A 23973-nucleotide genomic window follows, 5' to 3' on the forward strand; every position below is an offset into this window, starting at 1 on the left:
CGTCATCCTCCCGACCATCAAAGAGATGTTTGACAGTAGTGCCCACGGTGTGGTCGGATGACGCGTGCCCGCCGACGAGACCGACCTCCGCGACCTCCGCGTCATCGCCCACCCGCTGCGCCTGCGCCTGCTCTCCCTCTGCACGCGGTCGCCCGCGAGCGCGTCCGAGGCCGCGCGCGAGCTCGGCGAGACGCAGGCGAACGTCAGCTACCACCTGCGCCGCCTGCGCGAGGCCGGGCTCCTCGAGGAGGCGGGCGTCGAGCGGATCCGCGGGGGAGCGGCCAAGCGCTACCGGCACGTGCCCTCGACCGGCGAGCGGCTCGACGCGCTGACCGGGGGCGCCATGCCGACCCTGGCCGCCGCGCTCACGGCGGAGCTGACCCGCCGCGCCGCGCTGCACGTCGAGGGCACGCGGCCGGTGATCACGGACGCCGAGCTCACGGTCTCGACCGGCACGTGGATCCGCGTCCAGGAGCTGGCCCGCGAGCTCGGCACCGTGCTCCACGACGACTCCGCCCGCCGGCCGGGCGACGACGACGTGGCGGTGAGCGCGACGCTCGCGCTGTTCCGCGTGGCCCGGCCGGATCCCGCGCCGTGAGCGCGCCCGCGCCTCGGGCCGCCGCGGGATCCGCCGGCTACCTCGCCGTCCTCGCGCTGCCGGGCGCCCTCCGCGCGTTCCTCCCGGCGATGGTCGGCCGGCTCTCGTTCGCGATGGTCACGCTCGCGCTGCTCCTCCTGATCCAGTCGGCGACCGGGTCCTTCGCCGCGGCCGGTCTCGCGACGGGCGCCTTCGGGCTCGCCAACGTGCTGGCGTCGCCGGCGCGCGCCCGCCTCGTCGACGCGCGGGGGCAGCGCCCGGTGCTCGTCGCGCTCGCGACCGGCCACGCGCTCGCGCTCGTCGGGCTGCTGGCCTCCGTGCGCGCGGACGCGCCGACCGCGGTGGTCGTCGCGGCGGCCGCCGCCGCGGGTCTCTGCCTGCCTCCGCTGGGCGCCGCGATGCGCGTGCTGTGGGCCGCGTCCGCGCCGGACGTGCGGATGCGCACGCGCGCCTACAGCCTCGACACGGTCGGGGAGGACATCGCGTTCACGGTCGGCCCGCTCCTCGTGGCGCTCCTCGTCGCGGTCGCCGACCCGACCGCGGCCGTGCTGGTCTCCGGCTGCGCCACGGTGGCGGGCACGCTCGGCATGACGTCGGCGCCGCTCTCGCGTGCCCGGGGCGCGCGTCGCGTCGCGGCGACCGCGGTCGCGCGGGACCCGGGGGCGCCCGCGTCCGTCGCGCGCGGCCGCAGGTGGACCCTCCGCGACGAGGATCCGCTCCGCCAGCCGCTCGTCGTGCCGGTGCTCGTGACGCTCGTCGGGGTGGGAGCGGTGTTCGGGGCCGTGGAGGTGGCCGCCGCCGCGCTCGCCGAGCGGGCCGGAGACGCCGCGCTGTCGGGTCCGCTGCTCGCGGCGTTCGCGGCGGGCAGCGCGGTCGGCGGCCTCGCCTACGGAGCCCGCGCGTGGCGCGTGCCGACCCGGATCCGGCTGGTCGCGGTCACGGCCGCCATGGTCGCCGCGACCGGCGTCACCGCGGCCGTCACGTCGCACCTGCCGAGCGCGCCGGGACCGCTCGCCCTGGTGGCGGTCGCCGGGCTCCTCGCGCTCGTCGGGCTCTTCCTCGCGCCCGCGATGGTGACGGGCTACCTCCTCGCCGACGAGCGGACCACCGACGCGGTCCGCACCGAGGCGTCCGCGTGGGTGAACACGGCCGTCAACACCGGCGTCGCGCTGGCCGCGGCCGGGGTCGGAGCGGTCGTCGACGCCGCGGGGCCCGGATCCGGACTCGCCGTCGGGACCGCCGGCGCCCTCGCGCTCGCGGCCCTCGCGATGCCCGCGCTGCTGCGGCGCCGCGCGGCGGCGGAGCCGACCTAGCCCAGCGCCTCCACGACCGGCCGGAACTTCATCGCCGTCTCGGCGCGCTCGCGCTCCGGGTCGGATCCCGCGACGATGCCGGCGCCCGCGTGCGCGACGATGGCGCCCGACGGATCCACCTGGGCTCCGCGCAGCGCGATGGCCCACTCGCCGTCGCCGTCGGCCGCGACCCAGCCCACCGGGCCGGCGTAGCGCCCGCGGTCGGCGGGCTCGAGCTCCGCGATGAGCGACAGCGCGGCGGCCGTCGGGTGCCCGGCGACCGCGGCCGTCGGGTGCAGCGCGTTCACGAGGTCGAGCGACGAGGATCCGTCGCCGAGCGTGCCCGTGACGTCGCTCGCCAGGTGCCACAGGTTCGGCAGCTTGAGCGTGAAGGGCGCGTCGGTGGTGGCGAGGTCGCGGCTGTGCGGACGCAGCGCGTCGAGCACGCTGTCCCGCGCGAACGCGTGCTCCTCGTTGTCCTTGGGGCTCGCGGCGAGGCCGGCGGCCGCGGCGGCGTCCGCCCGCGCGTCCGTTCCGCGCGAGACGGTGCCGGCCAGCACGCGCGCGCCGACCGTGCCGCCGCCGACGCGCACGAGCGTCTCGGGGCTCGCGCCGATGAGGCCGTCGACCGCGTAGGTCCAGCAGTCGGGGTAGCCGAGCGCGAAGCGGCTGAGGGCGAGCCGGAGGTCGCCGCCGAGGGGGAGGCGGCCCACGAGGTCGCGCGCGAGCACGACCTTCTCCACGTCGCCCGCCGCGATCGCGGCCACGGCGCGCGCGACGGCGGCCTCGTAGTCGTCCGGACCCATGGATCCGGGGCGCAGGTGCAGGCGGTACTCGGCGCCGGTGCGCTCGGGCACGGGGATGGCGCCCGCGGCGAGGGCGTCGAGCGGGGAGGCGACGTCGCCGTCCTCCTGGTCGGCCAGCCGGATGCGCGTGACCCACGACACCCCGTCCCGCCGTCCGACCACGACGCGCGGCACGACGAGCACGCTCGCGGCCTCCGAGTCGTCGGCGAAGGCGAAGGCGCAGAACGCGATGAGGCCGGTTCCGGGCATCCCGAGCGGATCCGTCACGGTCGCGGCGGCGGCCACCTCGCGCCACGCGGCGGCGGCGTCGCGCACGCGATCGGGCCCGCGGAACTCGAGGCGGATGGCCTCGCCGATGCCGCCCATCCCGGATCCGTGCCGGAGCCACAGGAGCGGGTGCCGGGCGTCGAGGAGGGGGACGAGCCGGGCGATGGAGTCGACGGGGGTGGTGTCGACGAGGAGCGCTCGGACGCGGGATGCGGTCACGGATGCCAGCCTACCGCCGGGGATCCGGGCCTCCCCGGGCGCCCGCCGACCCCCGTCACGGGCCCCGCCGGCGCCCGCCGCCCCCGTCCTCTGATGGGCCCCTGGGCATCCGGCCGCCGCCCACCGCGTGCCCAGCGCGCCCGAATAGACTGACAGCGTGATGCGAGCAGACCTCAGCAAGAAGCCCGGCCAGGTGTCGGCCATGTTCGACGAGGTCTCGAGCGCCTACGACCGCACGAACACCCTCCTCTCGGTCGGGAACGACCAGCTGTGGCGCGTCGCCACCACGCGAGCCGTGGCTCCCGTCGCCGGCGAGCGGATCCTCGACCTCGCCGCCGGTACGGGCACCTCGAGCGCCGCGCTCGCCGCGTCGGGCGCCCACGTGGTAGCCGCCGACTTCTCCGAGGGCATGCTCGAGGTCGGCCGACGCCGCCTCGCCGGGAACGACCGGGTCGAGTTCGTGCACGCGGACGCCACCGACCTCCCCTTCGAGGACGACTCGTTCGACGCCGTCACCATCTCCTTCGGCCTCCGCAACGTGGTCGAGCCGCGGAAGGGCCTCGACGAGCTGCTCCGCGTGCTCAAGCCCGGCGGTCGCATCGTCATCTGCGAGTTCAGCACGCCGCCCGTGCCGCTCGTGCGCCGTGGCTACGACCTCTACATGAAGGCCGTCGCGCCGTCGCTCGTGAAGCTCGTGAGCTCCAACGCCAGCGCGTACGAGTACCTCAACGAGTCGATCCAGGCCTGGCCCGACCAGGAGACGCTGAGCTCGTGGCTCCGCGAGGCTGGATTCGCGTCGGTCGAGCACCGTAACCTCACTGCGGGGATCGTGGCGCTGCACCGCGGCGTCAAGCCCGCCGGCCGTCACGCCGCTCCCCGTCCCGCCGCGTCCTGACCGCGCGTGAACCCCCACAGACAAGGACGCCGAACATGAGTCCGAGCATCCCGCTCGCCCGCCGCGGCACCTCCGTCGCCTCCCACGCCAGCATCACCGACCGCCTCTTCTCGTCCTCCGGCGACCGCCGCATGGCGCGCAGCATCGACGACGGGCTCGCGCTCGTCGAGGAGCAGCTGCTCCGCGAGGTCCGGTTCGCCGACGACGTGGCCGACGTCACCACGCGCTACCTGCTCGACGCGGGCGGCAAGCGGGTGCGCCCGATGCTCGCGCTCCTCATCGCGCAGCTCGGGGAGGGCAACACGCAGCAGGTGGTGGACGCGGCGGTCGCCATCGAGATCACGCACCTCGCGTCGCTGTACCACGACGACGTCATGGACGAGGCGGACATGCGCCGCGGCGTCCCGAGCGCGCAGGCCGTGTGGGGCAACTCCGTCGCGATCCTCGCGGGCGACCTCCTCTTCGCGCGCGCCAGCAAGATCGTCGCCGACCTCGGCCCGCGCGCCATCCGCCTGCAGGCCGCGACGTTCGAGCGCCTCGTGCTCGGCCAGCTGCACGAGACCATCGGCCCGCGCGAGGACCAGGACCCCATCGAGCACTACCTCGACGTCCTCGCCGACAAGACCGGGTCCCTCATCGCGTGCGCAGCGCAGATGGGCGTCATCTACTCCGGCGCGGATCCCGAGCTCGAGTCGGCCGTCCTGGCCTTCGGCGAGCGCACGGGCGTGGCCTTCCAGCTCGTCGACGACGTGCTCGACCTCGCCGACCAGCCCGAGGAGACCGGCAAGCTCGCCGGCACCGACCTCCGCGCCGGCGTCTCGACGCTGCCGCTGCTCTACCTGACCCGCCTCGCGGCCACCGACCCGGACGCGGCGGCGCTGCTCGCCCGCATCCAGCGCGACGTGGAGCACGACGAGACGCCCGAGTCCGAGGCCGACCTCACCGCCGCCATCGCCGAGCTCCGCGACCACGAGGTCACGGCCCGCACCATCGCCGAGGCGCACCGCTGGGCCGCCGAGGCGGTCGACGCGCTCGCCCCCCTCCCGGAGGGCCCGGTCAAGAAGGCGCTCACGCGCTTCGCCGACACCATCGTCGAGCGCACGCGATAGCTGCCGCTCGTCCCCGCCGGCTCTCGCGGGGATCCGCACCACCACGCCCCCGCACGGCCGGCACGGGGACGACGACGAACCGGAGAACCAGTGACCAAGCTCAGGCTGGCCATCGTGGGCGCAGGGCCCGCGGGCATCTACGCGGCCGACATCATCCTGAAGGCCGAGAAGCACTTCGACGTCTCCATCGACCTGTTCGAGCGCCTCCCCGCGCCCTACGGCCTGGTCCGCTACGGCGTCGCGCCCGACCACCCGCGCATCAAGGGCATCATCGGCGCGCTGCGCGACGTGCTCGACCGCGGCGACATCCGCATCTTCGGCAACGTCGACTACGGCCGCGACATCACGCTGCAGGACCTGCAGAAGCACTACAACGCGGTCATCTTCTCCACGGGCGCGATCCGCGACGCCGAGCTCGACATCCCCGGCATCGACCTGCCGGGCTCCTACGGCGCGGCCGACTTCGTCAACTGGTTCGATGGGCACCCCGACTTCCCCCGCGACTGGCCGCTCGACGCCCGCGAGGTCGCCGTCATCGGCAACGGCAACGTGGCGCTCGACGTGGCGCGCATGCTCGCCAAGCACGCCGACGACCTGCTGCCCACCGAGATCCCGGACAACGTCTACACGGGCCTCAAGCACTCGCCCGTCACCGACGTGCACGTCTTCGGCCGCCGCGGTCCCGCGCAGGTGAAGTTCACGCCGCTCGAGCTCCGCGAGCTCGGCGAGGTGCCGGACGTCGACGTCATCGTCTACGACGAGGACTTCGGCGTGGATCCCGCCGCCGAGGAGGCCGCGAAGACCAACAAGCAGGTCATGGTCATCAGCCGCGTGCTGGAGAAGTGGCGCACGCGCGAGACCGGGACCGCGTCCCGCCGCCTGCACCTGCACTTCTACTCGCGCCCCGCGGAGGTGCTCGCGTCGGACGACGCCGAGCCGCGCGTCGCGGGCCTGCGCATCGAGCGCACGCGTCCGGACGGACTGGGCGGCGTCGAGGGCACGGGCGAGTTCCGCGACGTGCCCGTCCAGGCGATCTACCGCGCGGTCGGCTACTTCGGCTCGCCCGTCGACGGGATCCCGTTCGACGAGGTCCGCGGCGTCATCCCGAACCACGAGGGCCAGGTCCTCGACATGGACAACACGCGCATCCCGGGCGTCTACGCCACGGGCTGGATCAAGCGCGGGCCCATCGGCCTCATCGGGCACACCAAGTCCGACGCCATGGAGACCGTCTCGCACGTGCTCAACGACCAGGGCGACTGGTGGACCCCCGAGGCGCCCGAGGAGCAGGCGATCGTCGACCTGCTCGCCGAGCGCGGCATCGAGTACACGGACCTCGCCGGCTGGCACGCGCTCGACGAGCACGAGATCGCCCTGGGCGAGCCGCACGGCCGCGCCCGCATCAAGGTGGTCGAGCGCGACGAGATGCTCGAGGCGTCGCGCCCGCGGCAGTCCGTCTGATCCGCACCCCCTGATCGACGCCGACGGGCGCCCGCGGTCCTCCCGCGGGCGCCCGTCCGTCGTCCGTCCCCAGCCGCGCGCCCGGCCGTCCGGCCCGTGCGCCGCAGCCCCTAGGGTCGCCGCGTGATCCCCGCCGCCTCGCCCGTCCCGGTCCTCGCGGTCGGACTCGCCGGACTCGCCGGCGCCGCCCTTGGTGCCGTGTCCCCGGCGCTCGCCCGCGTCGCCCTCGCCGGCGGCCGCCGCGCCGACGGCCTCGACTCCCGCCCGCTGGATCCCCTCCCCGGCCTCGCCGGCGCCGCCGCGGTGGTGGCCGCGCTCGTCACGGGGATCCTCGCCGCCGTCATCGTCGCCGAGACGCCACCCGCGCGGATCCCGGTGGCGCTCCTCCTCGTGGTCGTCGGCCCGGTGCTCGTGCTCGCGGACCTCGCGGCCCACCGCCTGCCCGACCGCGCCACCGCCCCCGCGGCCGTCGCCGCCGCGGCGCTCGCGCTGGTCGCGGGCGGATCCCCCCTCCTGCTCCAGGCGGCGGCGTGCGGCGCGGGCGCCGTGCTCGTCCTCGCGCTCCTGCAGGCCGCGACGGGCGGCGGCCTCGGCACGGGCGATGTGAAGGTCGCCGGGGTCGTCGGCCTGGCGCTCGGGCAGCTCGGACCCGGGCAGGTCGCGCTGGGCATCGCCGCGGGCACGCTCCTCGGCGGCGTCGCGGCCACCGCCCTGCTCGTCGGCGGCCGCGCCCGGGCGTCGACCGCCGTCCCGTTCGGGCCGTGGCTGGTGCTGGGCGCGCTCCTCGTGGCGGCCGCTCCCAGTACGCTCGCGTGAGCGTGCGGACGACCCCGGCCGATGGTTGCCTGTGCGCGCAGCTTCCCCGCGCCCCGACAGGCGTACGGTGGAGGGAGTGTCCAAGACCCCGGCATCGACGTACTGACGAGCCAGAGGAAAAGAAATGGCACAGAGATCGCTCACACTGCTGCAGGACGAGACCGGCGTGCTCCTGGCCGCCGCCTCGCGCGCGGTGGTCTCGCTCTACCGGCCCCTGCTGCAGCCGCTCAACCTCACGCATCCGCAGTACCTCGTGCTGCTGGCCCTCGATGAGGAGGAGCCGCAGGCGGTCGTCGACCTCGCCGAGAAGCTGCACCTCACGCCGGGCACCCTCTCCCCGCTGCTCAAGCGCCTCGAGGTGTTCGGCTACGTCACCCGCTTCCGCGACACCAGCGATGAGCGGCGCCTCTCCGTCGGCCTGACCGACGCCGGGCGCGACATGCTGCCCGTCATCTGGCGCGTGGGCGACCAGGTCCGCCGCGACATCGCCGGCGAGGGCGACTCGCCGCTCCGCGACCTGCTGCAGGACGTGCTCGACCGCGCCACCGCCCAGGAGCAGGAGCAGGCCCACGACGACGACCGCCCGGACGCGTCGGCCGCCGACCGCGACTGATCCGCGTCGCGCGCACGGGCCTCGCGGCTACTGCACGCCCGAGGTCAGGCGCGCCAGGTTGTCGAGCACCGTGCTGGTGCGGGTGCGCCGGCTCCACTCCTCCAGCGTCAGCTCGCGGCTGCGCTGCCGGTAGCCGTCCTCGACGCGGCGCATCTCGCGCACGAAGCCGGGGCCGCGCACCATCAGCGACACCTCCATGTTGAGGCTGAACGACCGCATGTCCATGTTGCTCGAGCCGATGACGGCCACGTCGTCGTCGATCGTGAAGTGCTTGCTGTGCAGGATGTACGGCGCCCGGTACATCCAGATGCGCACGCCCGCGTTCAGCAGCTCCTCGTAGTACGAGCGCTGCGCGTGGTAGACCACGGGCTGGTCGCCGATCTCGCTGACGAACAGCTCCACCGAGAGCCCGCGCTGCACGGCCGTGGTGATCGCGTACCGCATGGAGTCGTCGGGCACGAAGTACGGCGACGTGATGACGATCCGCTCCTGCGCGTAGTAGAGCAGCGCATTGAACAGCCGCAGGTTGTTCTCGCCGGGGAACCCGGGGCCGGACGGCACGACCTGGCAGTCGAGCTCCTCGTCGTCGTCGGACGCCGCGATCTCGATGGGCTCCGTCTCGCGCACGAGCAGCTGGTCGGTCTCCGCGTACCAGTCGGTGATGAAGATCGCGTTGAGGCCGCTCACGATCGGGCCCTCGAGCCGGGTCATGAGGTCCTGCCACTTGAGGCCGCGCTTGCGGTTGACGACCTTGTTGTAGCTGCGGTGCACCATGTTCTGGGATCCCATGAAGCCCACGCGCCCGTCGACCACGAGCACCTTGCGGTGGTTGCGGAGGTCGGGCCGCTGGTAGCGCCCGCGCAGCGGCTGCACGGGGAGCATGAGGTGCCAGTCCGCGCCGATCGCCGTGAGCTTGCGCGTGGTGCGCTTGTAGCCGGGCGCGCGCAGCGAGGCGATGTGGTCGAGCAGCACGCGCACGGTCACGCCACGCTGCACCGCGCGCTCGAGCGCGTCGAAGAACGGGGCGCTCGTCACGTCCCAGGCGAGGATGTAGAACTCGACGTGCACGTAGCGCGTCGCCCTCTCGACCTCCGCGGTCATCGCGGCGATCGACTCGTCGTAGTGGCTGTAGAGCTTCGCGCGGTTGCCGCCCACGAGCGGCATGGCGCCGAGCGTGCGGTTGAGCTCCACGACGGAGTCGAGCCACGACGGCCACGAGTGCTCGCGCGTGACCCGCTCGATGCCCTCGGTCGACTCGATGATGAACCGGTTGATCTCCTGCTGCTTCTCGCGGCGTCGCTTCGGCAGCCGCGTCGAGCCGATGAGCAGGAACAGGAAGATGCCGAGGTACGGCAGGAAGAAGATGGCCATGAGCCACGCCATGGCGGTCGACGGCCGGCGGTTCCGGGGGATGACCAGCAGGGCCGTGATGCGCACGAAGAAGTCGACGACGACCGCGAGCCCCGCGAGGATGAGGGTGGTCATCGAGGCATCCATCAGCCGGAGTCTATCCGGCGGCACCCGCGCGTCGACGGGGCCGGGCGCCCGCCGGACAGGCGTCGACCGGGGCCCGGCGGCGCCCGAGGATCAGCGGAAGTTGACGAACTGCAGGTCGAGATCCACGTCGGCGCCCTTGAGCAGCGCGATGGTCTGCTGGAGGTCGTCGCGGCTCTTGCTGGAGACGCGGAGCTCGTCGCCCTCGACGCGGCTCTTGATGCCCTTGGGGCCCTCGTCGCGGATGATCTTGCCGATCTTCTTCGCGTTGGCCTGGTCGATGCCCTGCTTGAGCGTGACCTCGATCCGGTACTCCTTGCCCGAGGCGAAGGGCTCGCCCTCCTCCAGGCTCTTGAGGCCGATGCCGCGCTTGATCATCTTCGACTGCAGCACGTCGAGGATCGCCTTCACGCGCTCCTCGCTCGAGGCCTTCATGAGGATGGTGTCGCCGCTCCACTCGATGGAGGCGCCCACGTTCTTGAAGTCGTAGCGCTGCTCCACCTCCTTCTGGGTCTGGTGGACGGCGTTGTCCGCCTCCATGCGGTCGACCTTGCTGACGACGTCGAACGAGGAATCTGCCATGCCCACCATGTTAAGGGACGGGCGGCCGCGGGCCCGCGGCGGCGGGATCCGACGATTTCGGTTCGCGGCCCGGCGCCCGCTATCATCGACGAGCGTCTCCGGTCCGTGATCACACAGGTCGGGTGCGCATGGCGAGTTACCCTAGCGGCCAAAGGGATCTGACTGTAAATCAGACGGCTCAGCCTTCGGGGGTTCGAATCCCTCACTCGCCACCGAACGAGGACGGCCCCGCCAGCGCGGGGCCGTCCGTCTGTCCCCGACGCGTCCGTCGGGGCCCGCCCGTGCCCGCACCGTCGCGCGCACGCCCGACCGCCTGGATCCCTCTCCCATGTTCCCCGCCGCCCCCGGCCCCTCGACGCGCGCCCTCGGCACGTCCGGCGTCGTCGTCTCCACGCTCGGCCTCGGCACGAGCGGCTTCGGCTGGACCGCCGACCGCGACGAGGCGTGGGCGATCCTCGACGCCTACCGCGAGGAGGGCGGCACCTTCGTCGACACCGCGTCGTCGTACTCGCAGTGGGTGCCGGGCCACGCGGGCGGCGAGTCCGAGGCGATCATCGGCGGCTGGCTGGCCGCGCGCGGCTGCCGCGACGACGTGGTGGTCGGCACCAAGGTCGGCAAGAGCCGCGACGCCCCCGGCACGTCGGCGGACTCCATCCGCCGCGGGGTCGACGCCTCGCTCCGCCGCCTCGGCACGTCGCACGTCGACATCGTGCACGCCCACCTCGACGACACCCGCACCCCGCTCGAGGAGACGGTCGCCGCGCTGTCCGACCTGGTGAAGGAGGGCAAGGCCCGGCTCGTCGGCGTCTCCGGGTTCCGGCCCGAGCGGATCGAGCAGGCGCTCGCGCTCGCGCACGGATCCGGCGCGGTCCCCGTGGGCGTGGTGCAGGAGGAGTACAGCCTGCTGGCGCGCGACCACGCGGAGGGGCGGCTGCAGGCGGTCGTGCGGCAGGAGGGCCTCGGCCTCGTCGCGCACAGCGTGCTCGCCAAGGGCTTCCTCACCGGCAAGTACCTGCCGGGGGCGCCCGCCGTGCCGTCGGCCCGGGCACTCGACGCCGAGCAGTACATGTCGCCCGGCGGGCACGCCACGGTGCGCGCCGCCGAGGAGGTCGCGCGGATGCGCGGCGTCACGGTCGCCGAGGTCGCCATCGCGTGGGTGCTCGGGCGGCGCGGCGTCGCCAGCGCGCTCGTGGGCGCGCGCACGGCCCGGCAGATCCGGCAGCTGATGCCCGCCGCGCAGCTCGTGCTCGACGACGACGAGGTCTCCCGCCTCGCCTCCGCCGCCGCCCGGGCGACGCGCGACGAGAGCGCGTGAGGCGCATCCCGCGTCCGGCCGGCTGACGGTCGACGGGGCCCCGCGACGAGCCCGCGCGGGCGGCCGCCCGTATCCTGGGGCGACCGTCGCCCGAGCCCCGAGGAGATCCGCCCGTGTCCCGTCCCTGGCCCGAGGGCTCCTACATCGCCGCCCTGCTCGTGATGACCACCGCGACCGGCGCCATTGACGGCGTCAGCTACCTGGCCCTCGACCGCGTGTTCACGGGGAACATGACCGGCAACGTGCTGTTCATCGGCTTCGGCCTGGTGGGCGTCGCCGACATCCCCGTCCTCAACAACCTCGTCGCGCTCGTGGCCTTCATGCTCGGCGCGGTCATCGCGTCGCGCATCACCCGCCGCGCGCCCACCGACGTGCACCTGCCGCGCTCGTCCGTCTGGATCCTCGTCACCGGCACCCTGCTGACCCTCGCGCTCGCCGTTGTCTGGCTCGCGGTCGGGACGCTGGAGACCGGCGTCATGATCGCCATCACCGGCTTCCTCGCGCTGCTGCTCGGCGCGCAGGCGGCCGCCGTGAAGAGCATCGGCCTGCGCGACCTGTCGACCGTGGTCGTGACCATGACGATGGTGAACCTCTCCTCCGACAGCCGCGTCGCGGGCGGGACGGGCGCCGCGTGGGCCCGCCGCATCGGCGCGATCGTGTGCATGGGGCTCGGCGCGCTGGTCGCCGCGCTCATCACGACGCACGTCGGCGGCGCGTGGGCGCTGCTGGCGGCGGGCGGCCTCATGGTGCTGGGCGTGGCCCTGCTGTGGAACGCGCGCCGGATCGAGCGGGGGCGCCTCCGCGAGGCCGCGGCGGAGACCACGGCGGTCGACGAGCGCACGGGCGTCGCGCCGGCCTGAGCCGCCCCGCCTCGGAGCGCCCGACGGCTCTGGCAGGGTGGTCGCATGACGACCCCCGGTGACACCGCGCTCCTGACCATCGCCCGCGACATCGCCGTCCGCGCCGGGGAGCTCGCGCTCCGCCGCCGCCGGGAGGGCGTCGAGGTCGCCGCGTCGAAGTCGAGCCCCGAGGACATCGTCACGTTCGCGGACCGCGAGACCGAGGACCTCATCCGGCGGGCGCTTCAGGACGTACGTCCCGACGACGGCTTCCTCGGCGAGGAGTCCGAGGGAACGTCGGGCAGCTCGGGCCTCACCTGGGTCGTCGACCCCATCGACGGCACCGTCAACTTCCTCTACGGGATCCCCGCGTGGGCCGTGAGCGTCGCGGTGGTCGAGGGCGACGCGGATCCGCTCACGTGGACCGCCCGCGCCGGCTGCGTCGTGAACCCGACGCTCGGCGAGGTGTACACGGCGACGGCGGGCGGCGGATCCGCGCTCGACGGCCGCCCGCTCGCCGTGAACGCCGGCGTCCCGCTGCACCTCGCCCTCGTCGGCACCGGCTTCTCCTACGGCGCCGAGACGCGCATGCGGCAGGGGCGCGTGGTCACCGGCCTGCTCGGCGAGGTGCGCGACATCCGCCGCATCGGCGCCGCGTCGCTCGACCTCTGCAACGTGGCGGCGGGCCGCACAGACGCCTACTTCGAGCGCGGCCTGAAGCCGTGGGACCACGCGGCGGGCGCGCTCATCGCCGCCGAGGCGGGTGCGCGCGTGACCGGGATCGGCGGCGGACCGGCCTCCGACGAGCTGCTCATCGCGGCGGATCCGGAGCTCGCGCGCGCCCTCGAGGAGCGGCTGGAGCGCCCGCGCGCATAGCCCCTGAGGGCCCTCGTCCGCATCCCCCGGGTGGCGCGAATCCCTTCCGGCGGTTAGCCTTTACCGATCCGTTACATCGCGACCGGGCTGGAACCGGTCGTCCGCGCACGCCCCGACCCCCGTCGGCCGGCACCGCGCAGCCCCCTGTCCCTCGCGCTAGGAGCTCCACGATCCTGTCCGTCCTCCACGCCTCGCGTGCCCCCCAGCCCTCCGTCCGGCGGCCCTCGTGCTGACCCCCGACGAGACCACGGGGACCGTGTACCCGACGCGACGCGAGCGCCGCGAGGCCGAGCGACGAGCGGCCGAGGCGGCGACGGGCGGATCCGCGCCCCGGGTGGACGCGCCGGACGCCGAGACCGCCGTTCCTGCGGATGCCGCGGTCGAGCAGCCCGCCGTGGAGCCCGCCGTCGCGACGGCGCTCCCCGCGCAGGTCGCCCCCGCGCCCCGCATCCTCCACGTCCCCGTCGAGGCCCCCGCCCTCCCCACCACGCACCTCCCCGCGGACGCCGAGCCCGCCGCCGCGGCCGCCGCGGAGTCCGTGCCGCTCGCGACCCGCGCCCGTCGCCTCCGCGCCGCGACGGCCGCCGCCGCGCCCGAGTCGCGCCGCTCCTCTTACGTGCCCGCGAAGCGCGCGAGCGTCCCCGCCGCCGCCCCGCACGCCCGGATCCGCGGACGCCGCGTCCCCGCCTCCTCGCGCCCCGCGCTCGCCGCGCCGGCGCCCGAGGCCGCCGCCGGCCGTCGCCGCTCGAACGCGTCGCGGGGCCTCACGCTCCTCACCATGGCGTTCGTCGCCACCGTCACGATCGCGACCTCGCTCCCGTCCTCCGCGTTCCTCACCGGCCAGGACATGGCGCAGGCGACCGTGGTCACGGACGCGCCGGCCACCTCGATCCCCAGCCAGAGCGTCGCGCTCTCCGCGGCCCCCGAGGCCCAGGTCGTCGGCGGCACGGACGACGCGTTCACGGCCACGACGCCGCAGCAGATCATGCTGGCCCAGACGTCGAAGGGCGCCGGCGCGTTCACGAACGACATCAACGGCACGATCCAGTGGCCCTTCGCCTCGGGCGTGCCCATCAGCGGCGTCTTCGGCCACCGCATCGCCCCCTGCTCCAACGGCTGCTCGAGCGACCACAAGGGCGTCGACTTCGCGCCGGGCCTCGGGGCGCCCATCCAGGCGATCGCCGACGGCGTCGTCCGCGAGGCCGTGCCCACCGACTCCGGCGGCCTCGGCGTCCACCTCGTCATCGACCACGTCATCGACGGGCAGCTCGTCACGAGCGTCTACGGCCACCAGCTGCCGGGGTCCCTCCGCGTGAAGGCCGGCGACGCCGTCAAGGTCGGCCAGCAGATCGGCCAGGTCGGCAATACGGGCGCGTCCACCGGCCCGCACCTGCACCTCGAGATCCACGTCGCGGACGGCACCCCGGTGGATCCCTTCGCCTGGCTCCAGGAGCACGCGAACTAGCACACGGGCCCGCGCGCGCAGCGCCCGCACGACGACGCCCCCTCGCCCGAAGGCGAGGGGGCGTCGTCGTGCCGGGACGGGTCAGTCCCGGATCAGCCACACGGTGGTGTCCGACGGCACGGCGTCGCCGTCGAGCGGGCGGCTCGCGAGCAGCACGCGGCCCTCGGGCAGCGGCACGGCGGCCGCGCCGAGGTTCGCGATCACGGTGACGCCGGCGCTCTCGAACGCGATCACGTCGTCGCCCTCCGCGGCGATCCACTCCAGCGCGCCGAGCGCGAGGCCGTGCTCGCGGCGCAGCAGCAGCGCCTCCGTGTAGAGGGAGAGGGTGGACGCGGGATCCGCCTGCTCGGCGTCGCGCGCGAACCGGTCCCAGTCGTCGGGCTGCGGCAGCCAGCTGGCGTCGCCGTCGCTGAAGCCGTACGAGGGCTTGCCGGCCTCCCACGGGATCGGCACGCGGCAGCCGTCGCGGCCGTAGCGCTCGCCCGCGGTGCGGTGGAACGTCGGATCCTGGCGCGCCTCGTCGGGCAGGCGGGTGTCCTCGGGCAGGCCGAGCTCCTCGCCCTGGTAGATGTACGCGCTGCCGGGGAGCGCGAGCATGAGCGCGCTGGCGGCGCGGGCGCGGCGGAGGCCGAGCTCCTCGTCGACCGTCACGGTCGACTTGGGCCCGATCCCGACGCCCTGCGGGTTCTCGCCCGAGAGCGCGAGGCGGCTCGCGTGCCGCACCACGTCGTGGTTCGAGAGGACCCACGTGCTCGGCGCGCCCACGGAGGAGAAGGTCGCGAGCGACGCGTCGATGGTGCGCCGGAGCGCCGCGGCGTCCCACGGCGTCTCGAGGTAGCTGAAGTTGAAGGCCTGGTGCATCTCGTCCGGGCGCACCCAGTCGGCGAGCTTCGCGAGCGGCTCGACCCACGCCTCGGCGACCATCGCGCGGTCGCCCTCGTAGGAGTCGAAGATCTCGCGCCACTCGCGGTAGATCTCGTGCACGCCCTCCTGCGCGAAGTACGGCGGCGGGGGAGCGGGCTGGTCGTCGACGCCGCCGGCGCCGCCCATGCTGCCCTGGCCCTCGGGCGGCGTGTAGTCGGGGAGGCCGGGCGCCTTGACCATGCCGTGCGCGACGTCCACGCGGAAGCCGTCGACGCCGCGGTCGAGCCAGAAGCGGAGGATCTCGCGGAAGCGCTCGCGCACCCACGGGTTCGTCCAGTCGAGGTCGGGCTGCGACGAGTCGAACAGGTGCAGGTACCACTGGCCGGGCGTGCCGTCGGGCTCGGTGAGGCGCGACCATGCCGGGCCGCCGAAGATCGACTCCCAGTTGTTCGGGGGCAGCTCGCCGTCGGCGCCCTTCCCGTCGCGGAACATGTAGCGGGCGCGCTCCTCGCTGCCGGCGGGGGCGGCGAGCGCCTCCTGGAACCAGCGGTGCGCGGAGGACGTGTGGTTCGGGACGATGTCGACGATCACGCGGAGGCCGAGGTCGTGCGCGCGGCGCTGCATCCGCTCGAAGTCGTCGAGGGTGCCGAACAGCGGATCCACCGCGCAGTAGTCGGCCACGTCGTAGCCCGCGTCGTTCTGCGGCGAGAGGAAGAAGGGGGAGAGCCAGACGGCGTCGACCCCGAGCTCGCGGAGCGCGGGGAGCCGCTCGGTGATCCCGGGGAGGTCGCCGATGCCGTCGCCGTCGGAGTCGGCGAACGAGCGGGGGTAGATCTGGTAGATGACGGCGGTGCGCCACCACTCGGATCCGGTGCCGTGCTGCGGCGCGCTGTCGGGATGGGCCGAGGTCTCGTCCCGGGCAGCCGTGGACAGGGCTGTGGGGGCAGGCGGAGTCATGCGTCGAGCCTAGGCGACGGGCAGGGAGCGCTCCCGACGCCGGCCGCCGGCGGAATACCCGGGGGCGCGGGCCGGCTTGACCCTGGGGGCGGCCACCGCCCTCATCACCGGACGAAGGAGATCAGCCATGACGAACCCCGCACGCGTGCCCCTCGGATCCAGCGGCCTGGAGGTGCTGCCCCTGTCCTTCGGCGGCAACGTCTTCGGCTGGACCGCCGACGAGGCCACCTCGTTCCAGCTCCTCGACGCGTATACCGCGGCCGGCGGCAACTTCATCGACACGGCCGACGTCTACTCCGCGTGGAAGCCCGGCAACTCCGGCGGCGAGTCCGAGGAGATCATCGGCCGCTGGCTCGCCTCGCGCGGCCGCCCCGACGACCTCGTCATCGCCACCAAGGTCGGCGCGCACGAGGCCGCGAAGGGCACCTCGCGCGACAGCGTCCGGCGCGGCGTCGAGGCCAGCCTCCGTCGCCTCGGCGTCGACGCGATCGACCTCTACTACGCGCACACCGACGACCAGGACACCCCGATCGAGGAGACCGTCACCGCGCTCGCCGAGCTCGTCGCCGAGGGCAAGGTCCGCGCGATCGGCGCCTCCAACTTCACCGCGGAGCGCCTGCAGGCCGCGCTCGACGTCTCGGCGCGCGAGGGCATCGCCCGCTTCGAGGTCCTCCAGAACCGCTACAACCTGGTTGCCCGCGACGACTACGAGGGCGCGCTCGCCGAGCTGCTCGTCCGCGAGGGCATCGCGTCCGCCCCCTACTCGAGCCTCGCCAGCGGCTTCCTCACGGGCAAGTACCGCGGCGCCGAGGTCGACAGCCCGCGCGCCGGAGCCGCCTCGAAGTACTACGACGACCACGGCCGCGCCCTGCTCGAGGTGCTGGACCGGGTCGCCGAGGCCCACGGCGTCTCCGTCACGACGGTCTCGCTCGCGTGGCTGCGGGCGCAGCCGTCGGTCACCGCGCCGATCGCCAGCGCGCGCGACCTCACGCAGCTGCCCGACCTCCTCGCCTCCGTGGAGCTCGAGCTGACGGCGGACGAGATCCGGGACCTCTCCGCGGTCTGATCCCCGGCAGCCCGGCCGGCCGTGCCCCGGTCCGGGGCCGTCGCGCGTCTCGCGGGCGGTCCCGGACCTGCTATCGTCGTATGGTTCCAGCGCGTCTCCGACGCGCCCGGGCACGCCCCCATAGCTCATTGGTAGAGCACTTCCTTGGTAAGGAAGAGGTAGTGAGTTCAATCCTCACTGGGGGCTCGATCCCCGGCCTCCGATCACGGGCGGCCGCGGGGATCGTGGCGGGGTAGCTCAGGTGGTTAGAGCACACGGCTCATAATCGTGGTGTCGCGGGTTCAAGTCCCGCTCCCGCTACGGAAGCGCGGATCCCTCGGGATCCGTCCTCCTCGATAGGCCCCGGACACCTCTCGCCAGGTTCCGGGGCCTTTCCTCTGCCCTGCTTCTGCGCGCGGGGCCGCCGCGGCGTGTCCTCGCGCGGCATCCGGCCTTCCGGCGTCCTCCGCCACGGCGTAGCCTCCGGTCATGACCCACCACGACTCCACGGAGCACACCGACCACGACCACGCCACGGGCGCCGAGCACGACGACGTGCTCTACAAGACCCAGGGCAACCCCGTCCCCGACGCGCACGACGAGGAGCGCCGCGAGGCGCCCGCCGGCGGCGACTACACCGCCAGCGAGTCGGAGGAGGAGAAGGAGGCGCGCGAGGGCGACGCCTGATCCGCATCCCGCGCACCTAGCGCACGAGGGGCCGCCGCGACGCGTTCGCGGCGGCCCTCGCGCGTTCGGGCACGGCGTCCCCGGCGGCACTCGGCGGCACTCGGCGGGGGCGACACGCCGGGTCGGCACGACCGTCGGATCCGCTCCGGGATCCCGGATCCGCATGACGACGCGGAAGGCGCCACGACACGCCGAAACACTAGATGTAGTGGAATGACAGGTCTGTAGTTCGGGTTATATAGTGGAGAACCTCACCGCCCCACCGGGTGGCCGAGCAACCCGGATCCTCGCGACGACGCGGATCCGGAGGCCATCGGGGCGAGAGCCACGAGACCTGAGGAACCGCACCGGCGGTTCCCGACCAGACACAACGGGAGGCACCCATGGACTACGACAACAACGACACCGTCGGCGGCTACGCGATCCCCGTCGACCCCATGGAGCTCCTGCAGTGCGACTCCTGCCAGTAGGCAGCTGACGCCGCACGAGCGGCATCGCGACCCGGGCCCCGGTCCCCACGAGAAGTGGGGGCCGGGGCTCTCGCGTACCCGGGATGACCCGACGCCCGCCGCGTAGGATCGTCCGGTGCCAGTGAATCCAGACCTCCAGGGTCGCGTGCTCCCCGCCGCCGCCCCGTACCTGGTGGGACGCGAGAAGGTGCGCGAGTTCGCCCGCGCCGTCGGCGCCACCCACCCCGTCCACCTCGACCCCGAGGCGGCGCGCGCCGCCGGCCACGCCGACGTGGTCGCGCCGAGCACGTTCCCCGTCGTGCTGCAGGAGGCGACGCTCGCGCAGCTGCTCGCCGAGCCCGACGCCGGCATCGACTTCAGCCGCGTGGTCCACGGCGAGCAGGCGTTCACGTACACCCGGCCGGTGGTCGCGGGCGACGAGCTCACCGCGACGCTCACCGTCACGAAGGTGGCGACCCTCGGCGGCAACGCGATGGTGACCGCCGAGTCCGCCATGGTCGACGGATCAGGCGCGCACGTCGTCACGGCCGTCTCCACCCTCGTGGTCCGCGGGGACGACGCGTGAGCGCCGCGGCCGGCTCCGTGCCCGTGATCGCCGACCTCGCCGTGGGCGACGTCATCGCCGAGCGGTCGATCCACCTCACGCGCGACTCCCTCGTCCGCTACGCGGGCGCGTCGGGCGACTTCAACCCCATCCACTACCGCGACGACGTGGCCGCGTCCGTCGGGCTGCCGGGCGTCCTCGCCCACGGCATGCTCACGATGGGCCAGGCCGTGCAGCCCGTGGCCGACTGGGCGGGCGATCCCTCGCGCATCGTCTCCTACGGCGTGCGGTTCACGCGGCCCGTGGTCGTGGATCCCGCCGACGGCCAGGACCTCTCGATCGTCGCCAAGGTGGGCGCCGTCGACGCCGAGGCGGGCACCGTCCGCATCGACATCGCCGTGTCCGTCGACGGGAAGACCGTCCTCGGCCGCGCCCAGGCGCAGGTCCGGCTGGCGTAGGGCCCCCGTGACGATCGAGACCCACCGCGACGCCCCGCTCGCCGGCCTCACCACGCTGCGCGTCGGCGGTCCGGCCGAGGAGCTCGTGACCGTGAGCGAGCGCGACGAGCTGGTCGACACCCTCCTCGGCCTGTGGGCCGTGGGCGAGGACTGGATGGTCCTCGGCGGCGGATCCAACTCCCTCATCTCCGACGAGGGCGTCGAGGGCACGGTCATCCGCATCGCGACCCGCGGCGTCGAGGTCGGGGACGAGCGGGCCGACGGCACCGTGCTCGTCCGCGTCCAGGCCGGCGAGCCGTGGGATGCGCTCGTCGCGCGCACCGTGGCCGACGGCCTCGCGGGGCTCGAGGCGCTCTCGGGGATCCCCGGATCCACCGGCGCCTCGCCCGTCCAGAACATCGGCGCGTACGGCCAGGAGGTCGCCGACGTCCTCGAGGGCGTCGACTTCCTCGACTACGAGACCGGCGAGGTGGAGCGCTTGGGCGCCGCCGACCTCGGCCTCGGCTACCGCACGTCCGCGCTCAAGCGCGGCCGCGTGGGCGTCGTGCTCTCGGTCGACTTCGCGCTCACCCGCGGCGAGGGCCCCGACGCGCTCGGCCTGCCGATCGCCTACCCGCAGCTCGCGGCCGCGCTCGGCGTGGAGCTCGGCGACCGCGTCCCCGTCGCCCGCGTGCGCGAGACCGTGCTGGCGCTCCGCGCGTCCAAGGGCATGGTGCTCGACGACGCGGACCACGACACCTGGAGCGCGGGGTCGTTCTTCACCAACCCCATCGTCAGCGCCGCGTTCGCCCGCACGCTGCCGGTCGACGCCCCGCGCTGGCCGCAGGAGGATCCGCCCGAGGACCTCGTCGTGCCGCTCGGCGACCCGTGGGAGGTGGCGGAGGCCATCGAGCGCGAGGCCGCCGCGCGCCGCCGTCGCGAGCCCGCGGGCGTGAAGCTCAGCGCCGCCTGGCTCATCGAGCGCTCGGGCGTGCGGCGCGGGTTCCGGCTGCCGGGATCCGGGGCGGCGGTCTCGTCCAAGCACACGCTCGCGCTCACCAACCGCGGCACCGCGACCGCCGAGGACGTCGCCGCCCTCGCGCGCTACGTGCAGGGCCGCGTGATGAGCGAGCACGGCGTGATCCTGCAGCCCGAGCCCGTGCTGGTCGGCCTCGCCCTCTAGGGGCGGGCCGACCCGCGGGGGCCGGGCGGCGGATCAGGCCAGCAGGTCGCGGATCCGGCGCACGCCCTCGAGCAGCGCCTCGTCGCCCAGCGCGTAGCTGAACCGCAGGAACCCGCTCGGGCCGAACGCCTCGCCGGGCACCGCGGCGACCTCGGCCTTCTCGAGCAGCACGTCGGCGACCTCGAGCGAGGTGGTCGGGGTGACGCCGTCGATGTCGCGGCCGAACAGGCCCGTCACGTCGGGGTACACGTAGAACGCGCCCTGCGGCGTGGGCGTGACGAAGCCGGGGATGGCGTCGAGCTCGGCGACGATGGTGCGGCGACGGCGGTCGAAGGCCTCGCGCATCCGGTCGACGGTGTCGCGGGGTCCGCGGAGCGCCGCGATGGCCGCGCGCTGCGAGACGTTCGAGACGTTGGACGACAGGTGCGACTGCAGGTTGCCCGCGGCCTTGATGGCGTCCGCCGGGCCGACCATCCATCCCACGCGCCAGCCTGTCATGGCGTACGTCTTGGCGACGCCGTTGACGAGGATCGTGCGGTCGGCCAGCGCCGGCACCACGTCGACGATGCTCGCGGCCTCGGCCCCGTCGTAGACGAGGTCCTGGTAGATCTCGTCGCTGATGACCCAGAGGCCCTTGGAGTCGGCCCACTCGCCGATCTCGCGGGTCTGCTCGCGCGAGTAGACGGCGCCCGTGGGGTTGGAGGGCGAGACGAACAGCAGCACCTTGGTGCGCGGCGTCCACGCGGCCTCGAGCTGCTCGACGGTCACGAGGTAGCCCTGGTCGGCGCCCGCGAAGACGTCGACGGGCACGCCGCCCGCGAGGCGGATGGCCTCGGGGTAGGTGGTCCAGTAGGGCGTGGGCACGAGGACCTCGTCGCCCTGGTCGAGCAGCGTCTGGAACGCCTGGTAGACGGCCTGCTTGCCGCCGTTGGTGACGATGATCCGGTCGATTCCCACGTCCAGGCCGGAGGAGGCGCGGGTCTTCTCGGCGATCGCCTCGCGGAGGTCGGGGAGGCCGGCGGCCGCGGTGTAGCGGTGGTTGCGGGGATCCCGCGCGGCCTCGACCGCCGCCTCGACCACGTAGTCAGGCGTCGGGAAGTCGGGCTCGCCCGCCGCGAAGCTGATGACGGGGCGTCCGGCGGCCTGCAGGGCCTTGGCCTTGCCGTCGACCTTGAGGGTCGCGGACTCGGCGATGGATCCGATGCGGGTGGAGACGCGGCTGAGGGGGACGGTGCTCTGCGGTTCGGCCATGCATGTGAGCATAGGGATCCGCGCCCGCCGCCACGCGGGTCCCGACGCCCGCCAGGCCGCCCCCCGACCGTGCGCCCGCGGATGCTGGTACACTCGTCCGGGTCGGTATCTCCGCCATGCTCTTCCGCGCCTTCTTGCGTCCGTGCTCGCACGGTCGTGGCGCATGAGGGGAGGCGGGTGTCGACGCAGAGGGTGGTGGCTCAATTGGTAGAGCAGCGGTCTCCAAAACCGCAGGTTGCAGGTTCGAGTCCTGTCCGCCCTGCTAGATGGAACGGGTCCCCGGGCGCGTGACATCGCGGCTCGCCCGAACTCCGGGCGGAAGCCGAGCAATGCAGGAAGGGACCCACGCGTGGCGCGGAAGATCGTCGACGAGCCGAGCGAGGAGATCGTCGCGCAGGCTCGCGAGCAGCGGGACGCGCGACGCAACCCCTTCGCCCGCCTGGTGCTCTTCATCAAGCAGGTCGTGCAGGAGCTCAAGAAGGTGGTCACCCCCACCCGCAAGGAGCTGCTGACGTTCACGGGAGTGGTGCTGGCCTTCGTCATCGTCATGATGGTGATCGTCTCGCTGCTCGACCAGCTGTTCGGGTACCTCGCCATCGTGGTGTTCGGCAACGGCGCCTAGCACCAGGGTCTCCACGCGGAGGCGGCACGGGCCGTGAGGGCGAGCGGCGCGCGGACCACGGGTCCACGCGCGCGGAGCACGGCGGCGGCGCGGATCCTCACGGGTCCCGCATCCGCGCGGCCCGGCGCCCGGGACCAGCACGGCACAGAACGGCAACGCACGACGAAGAACGAGGGAAGTAGATCCATTGGCTGAGAGCAAGCGCGACGACGTCGACCTCGCCCCCGCGGCGGAGCAGTCCTCCGAGGTGGACGAGGTCCAGGAGGGCCACGCCATCGAGTCCTCCGAGGAGAGCTCGGACGCGGCGGAGCACACCGCCCTGCACGTCGAGGGCGACTCGGTCGAGACCGACCTGACGGCCGCGCTCGACGCGATGGAGTCCGTCGAGGACCCCGAGGCCGACGCCATCGTCGAGGACGCGCTCGACATCGACTCCGCCGACGAGGCCGAGGCCGCCGTCGAGGCGACCGACGACGAGGCGGAGGAGGAGGCGGCCGAGGAGGCCCTCGAGCCCGCCGACGTCACGCCCGCCAGCGCGGACGACATCGCCGAGGCCGAGGCCGACCTGGTGCCCGACGCCGACGCGTCCGAGGATGACGCCGACGTCGACCCCTACGAGGACTTCCGCAAGGAGCTCCGCTCCAAGCCGGGCAAGTGGTACGTCATCCACTCCTACGCGGGCTTCGAGCGCCGCGTGAAGAGCAACATCGAGAACCGCATGGTGTCGCTCAACATGGAGGACGACATCTACCAGATCGAGGTCCCGATGGAGGACGTCGTCGAGATCAAGAACGGCCAGCGCAAGATGGTCAACCGCGTGCGCATCCCCGGCTACGTGCTGGTGCGCATGAGCCTCAACGAGGACAGCTGGTCGGTCGTCCGCCACACCCCCGGCGTCACGGGGTTCGTGGGCAACGCCCACAACCCCACGCCCCTCCGCTTCGAGGAGGCCTTCTCCATGCTGAAGAGCCTCGTCGAGATCAAGGAGGTGGCGCAGGTCAAGGGCCAGCCCACCAAGGGCGGCCAGGCGCAGCGCGTCGTCGCCGCCGAGGTCGACTTCGAGATCGGCGAGACCATCACGATCAAGGAGGGCTCGTTCGCGGGCCTCCCCGGCTCCATCAGCGAGATCAAGCCCGAGAGCGGCAAGCTCACGGTCCTCGTCTCCCTGTTCGAGCGCGAGACCCCGGTCGAGCTCAGCTTCGACCAGGTCACCAAGCTCTAGGCGGTCGGGCCGCGCGGCCCGCTCGATCTAGCAATCAAGAAGAA

Annotated in this window: 23 protein-coding genes and 4 tRNA genes; 22 read left to right on the forward strand and 5 right to left on the reverse strand. The window is 73.8% G+C overall.

Annotated features, from left to right (window positions below; all coding sequences use genetic code 11):
- Positions 1-64: 64 nt before the first annotated feature.
- Both FGI33_RS14055 and FGI33_RS14060 read left to right on the forward strand, forming a co-directional pair.
- Positions 65-598 (forward strand): ArsR/SmtB family transcription factor, encoded by a 534-nt coding sequence (locus FGI33_RS14055; protein WP_119435549.1) that lies wholly within the window; start codon positions 65-67, stop codon positions 596-598.
- Positions 595-1911, forward strand: a complete 1317-nt coding sequence (locus FGI33_RS14060; RefSeq protein ID WP_237582042.1) for an MFS transporter — start codon at positions 595-597, stop codon at positions 1909-1911. Before FGI33_RS14055 ends, FGI33_RS14060 begins: the two co-directional genes overlap by 4 nt.
- On the opposite strand, the gene FGI33_RS14065 is transcribed toward FGI33_RS14060, so the two are convergent.
- A complete protein-coding gene (locus FGI33_RS14065; protein ID WP_237582043.1) occupies positions 1908-3182 on the reverse strand; it encodes an isochorismate synthase in 1275 nt (424 codons plus the stop codon). The two genes, FGI33_RS14060 and FGI33_RS14065, sit on opposite strands and share 4 nt — an antisense overlap.
- Before the next feature lie 160 nt (positions 3183-3342).
- Here FGI33_RS14065 and ubiE point away from each other — a divergent pair, with 160 nt between their 5' ends.
- The 5 genes from ubiE (at position 3343) to FGI33_RS14090 (ending at position 8076) form a co-directional block, all read left to right on the forward strand.
- On the forward strand, positions 3343-4077 hold the full coding sequence (gene ubiE / locus FGI33_RS14070) for a bifunctional demethylmenaquinone methyltransferase/2-methoxy-6-polyprenyl-1,4-benzoquinol methylase UbiE (RefSeq protein WP_086505896.1): 735 nt from the start codon (positions 3343-3345) through the stop codon (positions 4075-4077).
- Positions 4078-4112: 35 nt separating this feature from the next.
- On the forward strand, positions 4113-5186 hold the full coding sequence (locus tag FGI33_RS14075; protein WP_119434978.1) for a polyprenyl synthetase family protein: 1074 nt from the start codon (positions 4113-4115) through the stop codon (positions 5184-5186).
- 90 nt (positions 5187-5276) lie between these two features.
- The gene (locus FGI33_RS14080; RefSeq protein ID WP_119434979.1) at positions 5277-6647 is read left to right on the forward strand and encodes an FAD-dependent oxidoreductase; all 1371 of its coding nucleotides are present in this window, start codon (positions 5277-5279) and stop codon (positions 6645-6647) included.
- Positions 6648-6770: 123 nt separating this feature from the next.
- The gene (locus FGI33_RS14085; RefSeq protein WP_237582044.1) at positions 6771-7463 is read left to right on the forward strand and encodes a prepilin peptidase; all 693 of its coding nucleotides are present in this window, start codon (positions 6771-6773) and stop codon (positions 7461-7463) included.
- A gap of 124 nt (positions 7464-7587) precedes the next feature.
- Positions 7588-8076, forward strand: a complete 489-nt coding sequence (locus FGI33_RS14090; protein ID WP_119435081.1) for a MarR family winged helix-turn-helix transcriptional regulator — start codon at positions 7588-7590, stop codon at positions 8074-8076.
- Between the two features lie 27 nt (positions 8077-8103).
- Here the strand turns inward: FGI33_RS14090 and cls are convergent, their stop codons facing one another.
- Both cls and FGI33_RS14100 read right to left on the reverse strand, forming a co-directional pair.
- Positions 8104-9573, reverse strand: coding sequence for a cardiolipin synthase (gene cls, locus FGI33_RS14095; RefSeq protein ID WP_119435082.1), 1470 nt, complete (start codon positions 9571-9573; stop codon positions 8104-8106).
- A 90-nt stretch (positions 9574-9663) separates the two neighbouring features.
- Positions 9664-10152 (reverse strand): YajQ family cyclic di-GMP-binding protein, encoded by a 489-nt coding sequence (locus FGI33_RS14100; protein WP_119435083.1) that lies wholly within the window; start codon positions 10150-10152, stop codon positions 9664-9666.
- A gap of 130 nt (positions 10153-10282) precedes the next feature.
- Here FGI33_RS14100 and FGI33_RS14105 point away from each other — a divergent pair.
- The 5 genes from FGI33_RS14105 to FGI33_RS14125 all read left to right on the forward strand — a co-directional run bounded on the left by FGI33_RS14105 (position 10283) and on the right by FGI33_RS14125 (position 14647).
- A tRNA-Tyr gene (locus FGI33_RS14105) sits at positions 10283-10364 on the forward strand.
- Between the two features lie 116 nt (positions 10365-10480).
- Complete coding sequence (locus FGI33_RS14110; protein ID WP_237582045.1) at positions 10481-11467, forward strand: aldo/keto reductase; 987 nt, start codon at positions 10481-10483, stop codon at positions 11465-11467.
- A gap of 113 nt (positions 11468-11580) precedes the next feature.
- Positions 11581-12327: a YoaK family protein gene (locus tag FGI33_RS14115; RefSeq protein WP_237582046.1), complete on the forward strand. Its 747-nt coding sequence runs from the start codon at positions 11581-11583 to the stop codon at positions 12325-12327.
- 45 nt (positions 12328-12372) lie between these two features.
- Positions 12373-13182, forward strand: a complete 810-nt coding sequence (locus FGI33_RS14120) for an inositol monophosphatase family protein (RefSeq protein ID WP_119435659.1) — start codon at positions 12373-12375, stop codon at positions 13180-13182.
- A gap of 226 nt (positions 13183-13408) precedes the next feature.
- Positions 13409-14647 (forward strand): peptidoglycan DD-metalloendopeptidase family protein, encoded by a 1239-nt coding sequence (locus FGI33_RS14125; protein ID WP_237582047.1) that lies wholly within the window; start codon positions 13409-13411, stop codon positions 14645-14647.
- Between the two features lie 81 nt (positions 14648-14728).
- Here the strand turns inward: FGI33_RS14125 and FGI33_RS14130 are convergent, their stop codons facing one another.
- Complete coding sequence (locus FGI33_RS14130) at positions 14729-16468, reverse strand: glycoside hydrolase family 13 protein (protein ID WP_119434117.1); 1740 nt, start codon at positions 16466-16468, stop codon at positions 14729-14731.
- Positions 16469-16595: 127 nt separating this feature from the next.
- Here FGI33_RS14130 and FGI33_RS14135 point away from each other — a divergent pair, with 127 nt between their 5' ends.
- The 7 genes from FGI33_RS14135 (at position 16596) to FGI33_RS14165 (ending at position 20834) form a co-directional block, all read left to right on the forward strand.
- Positions 16596-17534 carry an aldo/keto reductase gene (locus FGI33_RS14135; protein ID WP_119434116.1) on the forward strand — a complete coding sequence of 313 codons (939 nt, stop codon included), beginning with the start codon at positions 16596-16598 and terminating at the stop codon, positions 17532-17534.
- A 114-nt stretch (positions 17535-17648) separates the two neighbouring features.
- A tRNA-Thr gene (locus FGI33_RS14140) sits at positions 17649-17720 on the forward strand.
- 40 nt (positions 17721-17760) lie between these two features.
- Positions 17761-17834: transfer RNA gene (locus tag FGI33_RS14145), tRNA-Met, on the forward strand.
- Between the two features lie 168 nt (positions 17835-18002).
- Positions 18003-18200, forward strand: coding sequence for a hypothetical protein (locus FGI33_RS14150; protein ID WP_119434115.1), 198 nt, complete (start codon positions 18003-18005; stop codon positions 18198-18200).
- A gap of 585 nt (positions 18201-18785) precedes the next feature.
- The gene (locus FGI33_RS14155; protein ID WP_119434114.1) at positions 18786-19235 is read left to right on the forward strand and encodes an FAS1-like dehydratase domain-containing protein; all 450 of its coding nucleotides are present in this window, start codon (positions 18786-18788) and stop codon (positions 19233-19235) included.
- Positions 19232-19672, forward strand: coding sequence for a MaoC family dehydratase (locus FGI33_RS14160; protein ID WP_237582048.1), 441 nt, complete (start codon positions 19232-19234; stop codon positions 19670-19672). The genes FGI33_RS14155 and FGI33_RS14160 overlap by 4 nt, the downstream gene beginning before the upstream one ends.
- 7 nt (positions 19673-19679) lie before the next feature.
- Positions 19680-20834 carry a UDP-N-acetylmuramate dehydrogenase gene (locus FGI33_RS14165; protein WP_119434113.1) on the forward strand — a complete coding sequence of 385 codons (1155 nt, stop codon included), beginning with the start codon at positions 19680-19682 and terminating at the stop codon, positions 20832-20834.
- Between the two features lie 33 nt (positions 20835-20867).
- Here the strand turns inward: FGI33_RS14165 and FGI33_RS14170 are convergent, their stop codons facing one another.
- A complete protein-coding gene (locus tag FGI33_RS14170; protein WP_182478385.1) occupies positions 20868-22085 on the reverse strand; it encodes a pyridoxal phosphate-dependent aminotransferase in 1218 nt (405 codons plus the stop codon).
- 189 nt (positions 22086-22274) lie between these two features.
- On the opposite strand from FGI33_RS14170, the gene FGI33_RS14175 reads away from it, so the two are divergent.
- The 3 genes from FGI33_RS14175 (at position 22275) to nusG (ending at position 23929) form a co-directional block, all read left to right on the forward strand.
- A tRNA-Trp gene (locus tag FGI33_RS14175) sits at positions 22275-22347 on the forward strand.
- Positions 22348-22434: 87 nt separating this feature from the next.
- Positions 22435-22707: a preprotein translocase subunit SecE gene (secE, locus tag FGI33_RS14180; protein WP_012039478.1), complete on the forward strand. Its 273-nt coding sequence runs from the start codon at positions 22435-22437 to the stop codon at positions 22705-22707.
- Positions 22708-22894: 187 nt separating this feature from the next.
- The gene (gene nusG, locus FGI33_RS14185; protein ID WP_119401678.1) at positions 22895-23929 is read left to right on the forward strand and encodes a transcription termination/antitermination protein NusG; all 1035 of its coding nucleotides are present in this window, start codon (positions 22895-22897) and stop codon (positions 23927-23929) included.
- The last annotated feature ends 44 nt before the right edge of the window (positions 23930-23973 follow it).

Source organism: Clavibacter phaseoli, from assembly GCF_021922925.1.
Taxonomy (GTDB): domain Bacteria; phylum Actinomycetota; class Actinomycetes; order Actinomycetales; family Microbacteriaceae; genus Clavibacter; species Clavibacter phaseoli.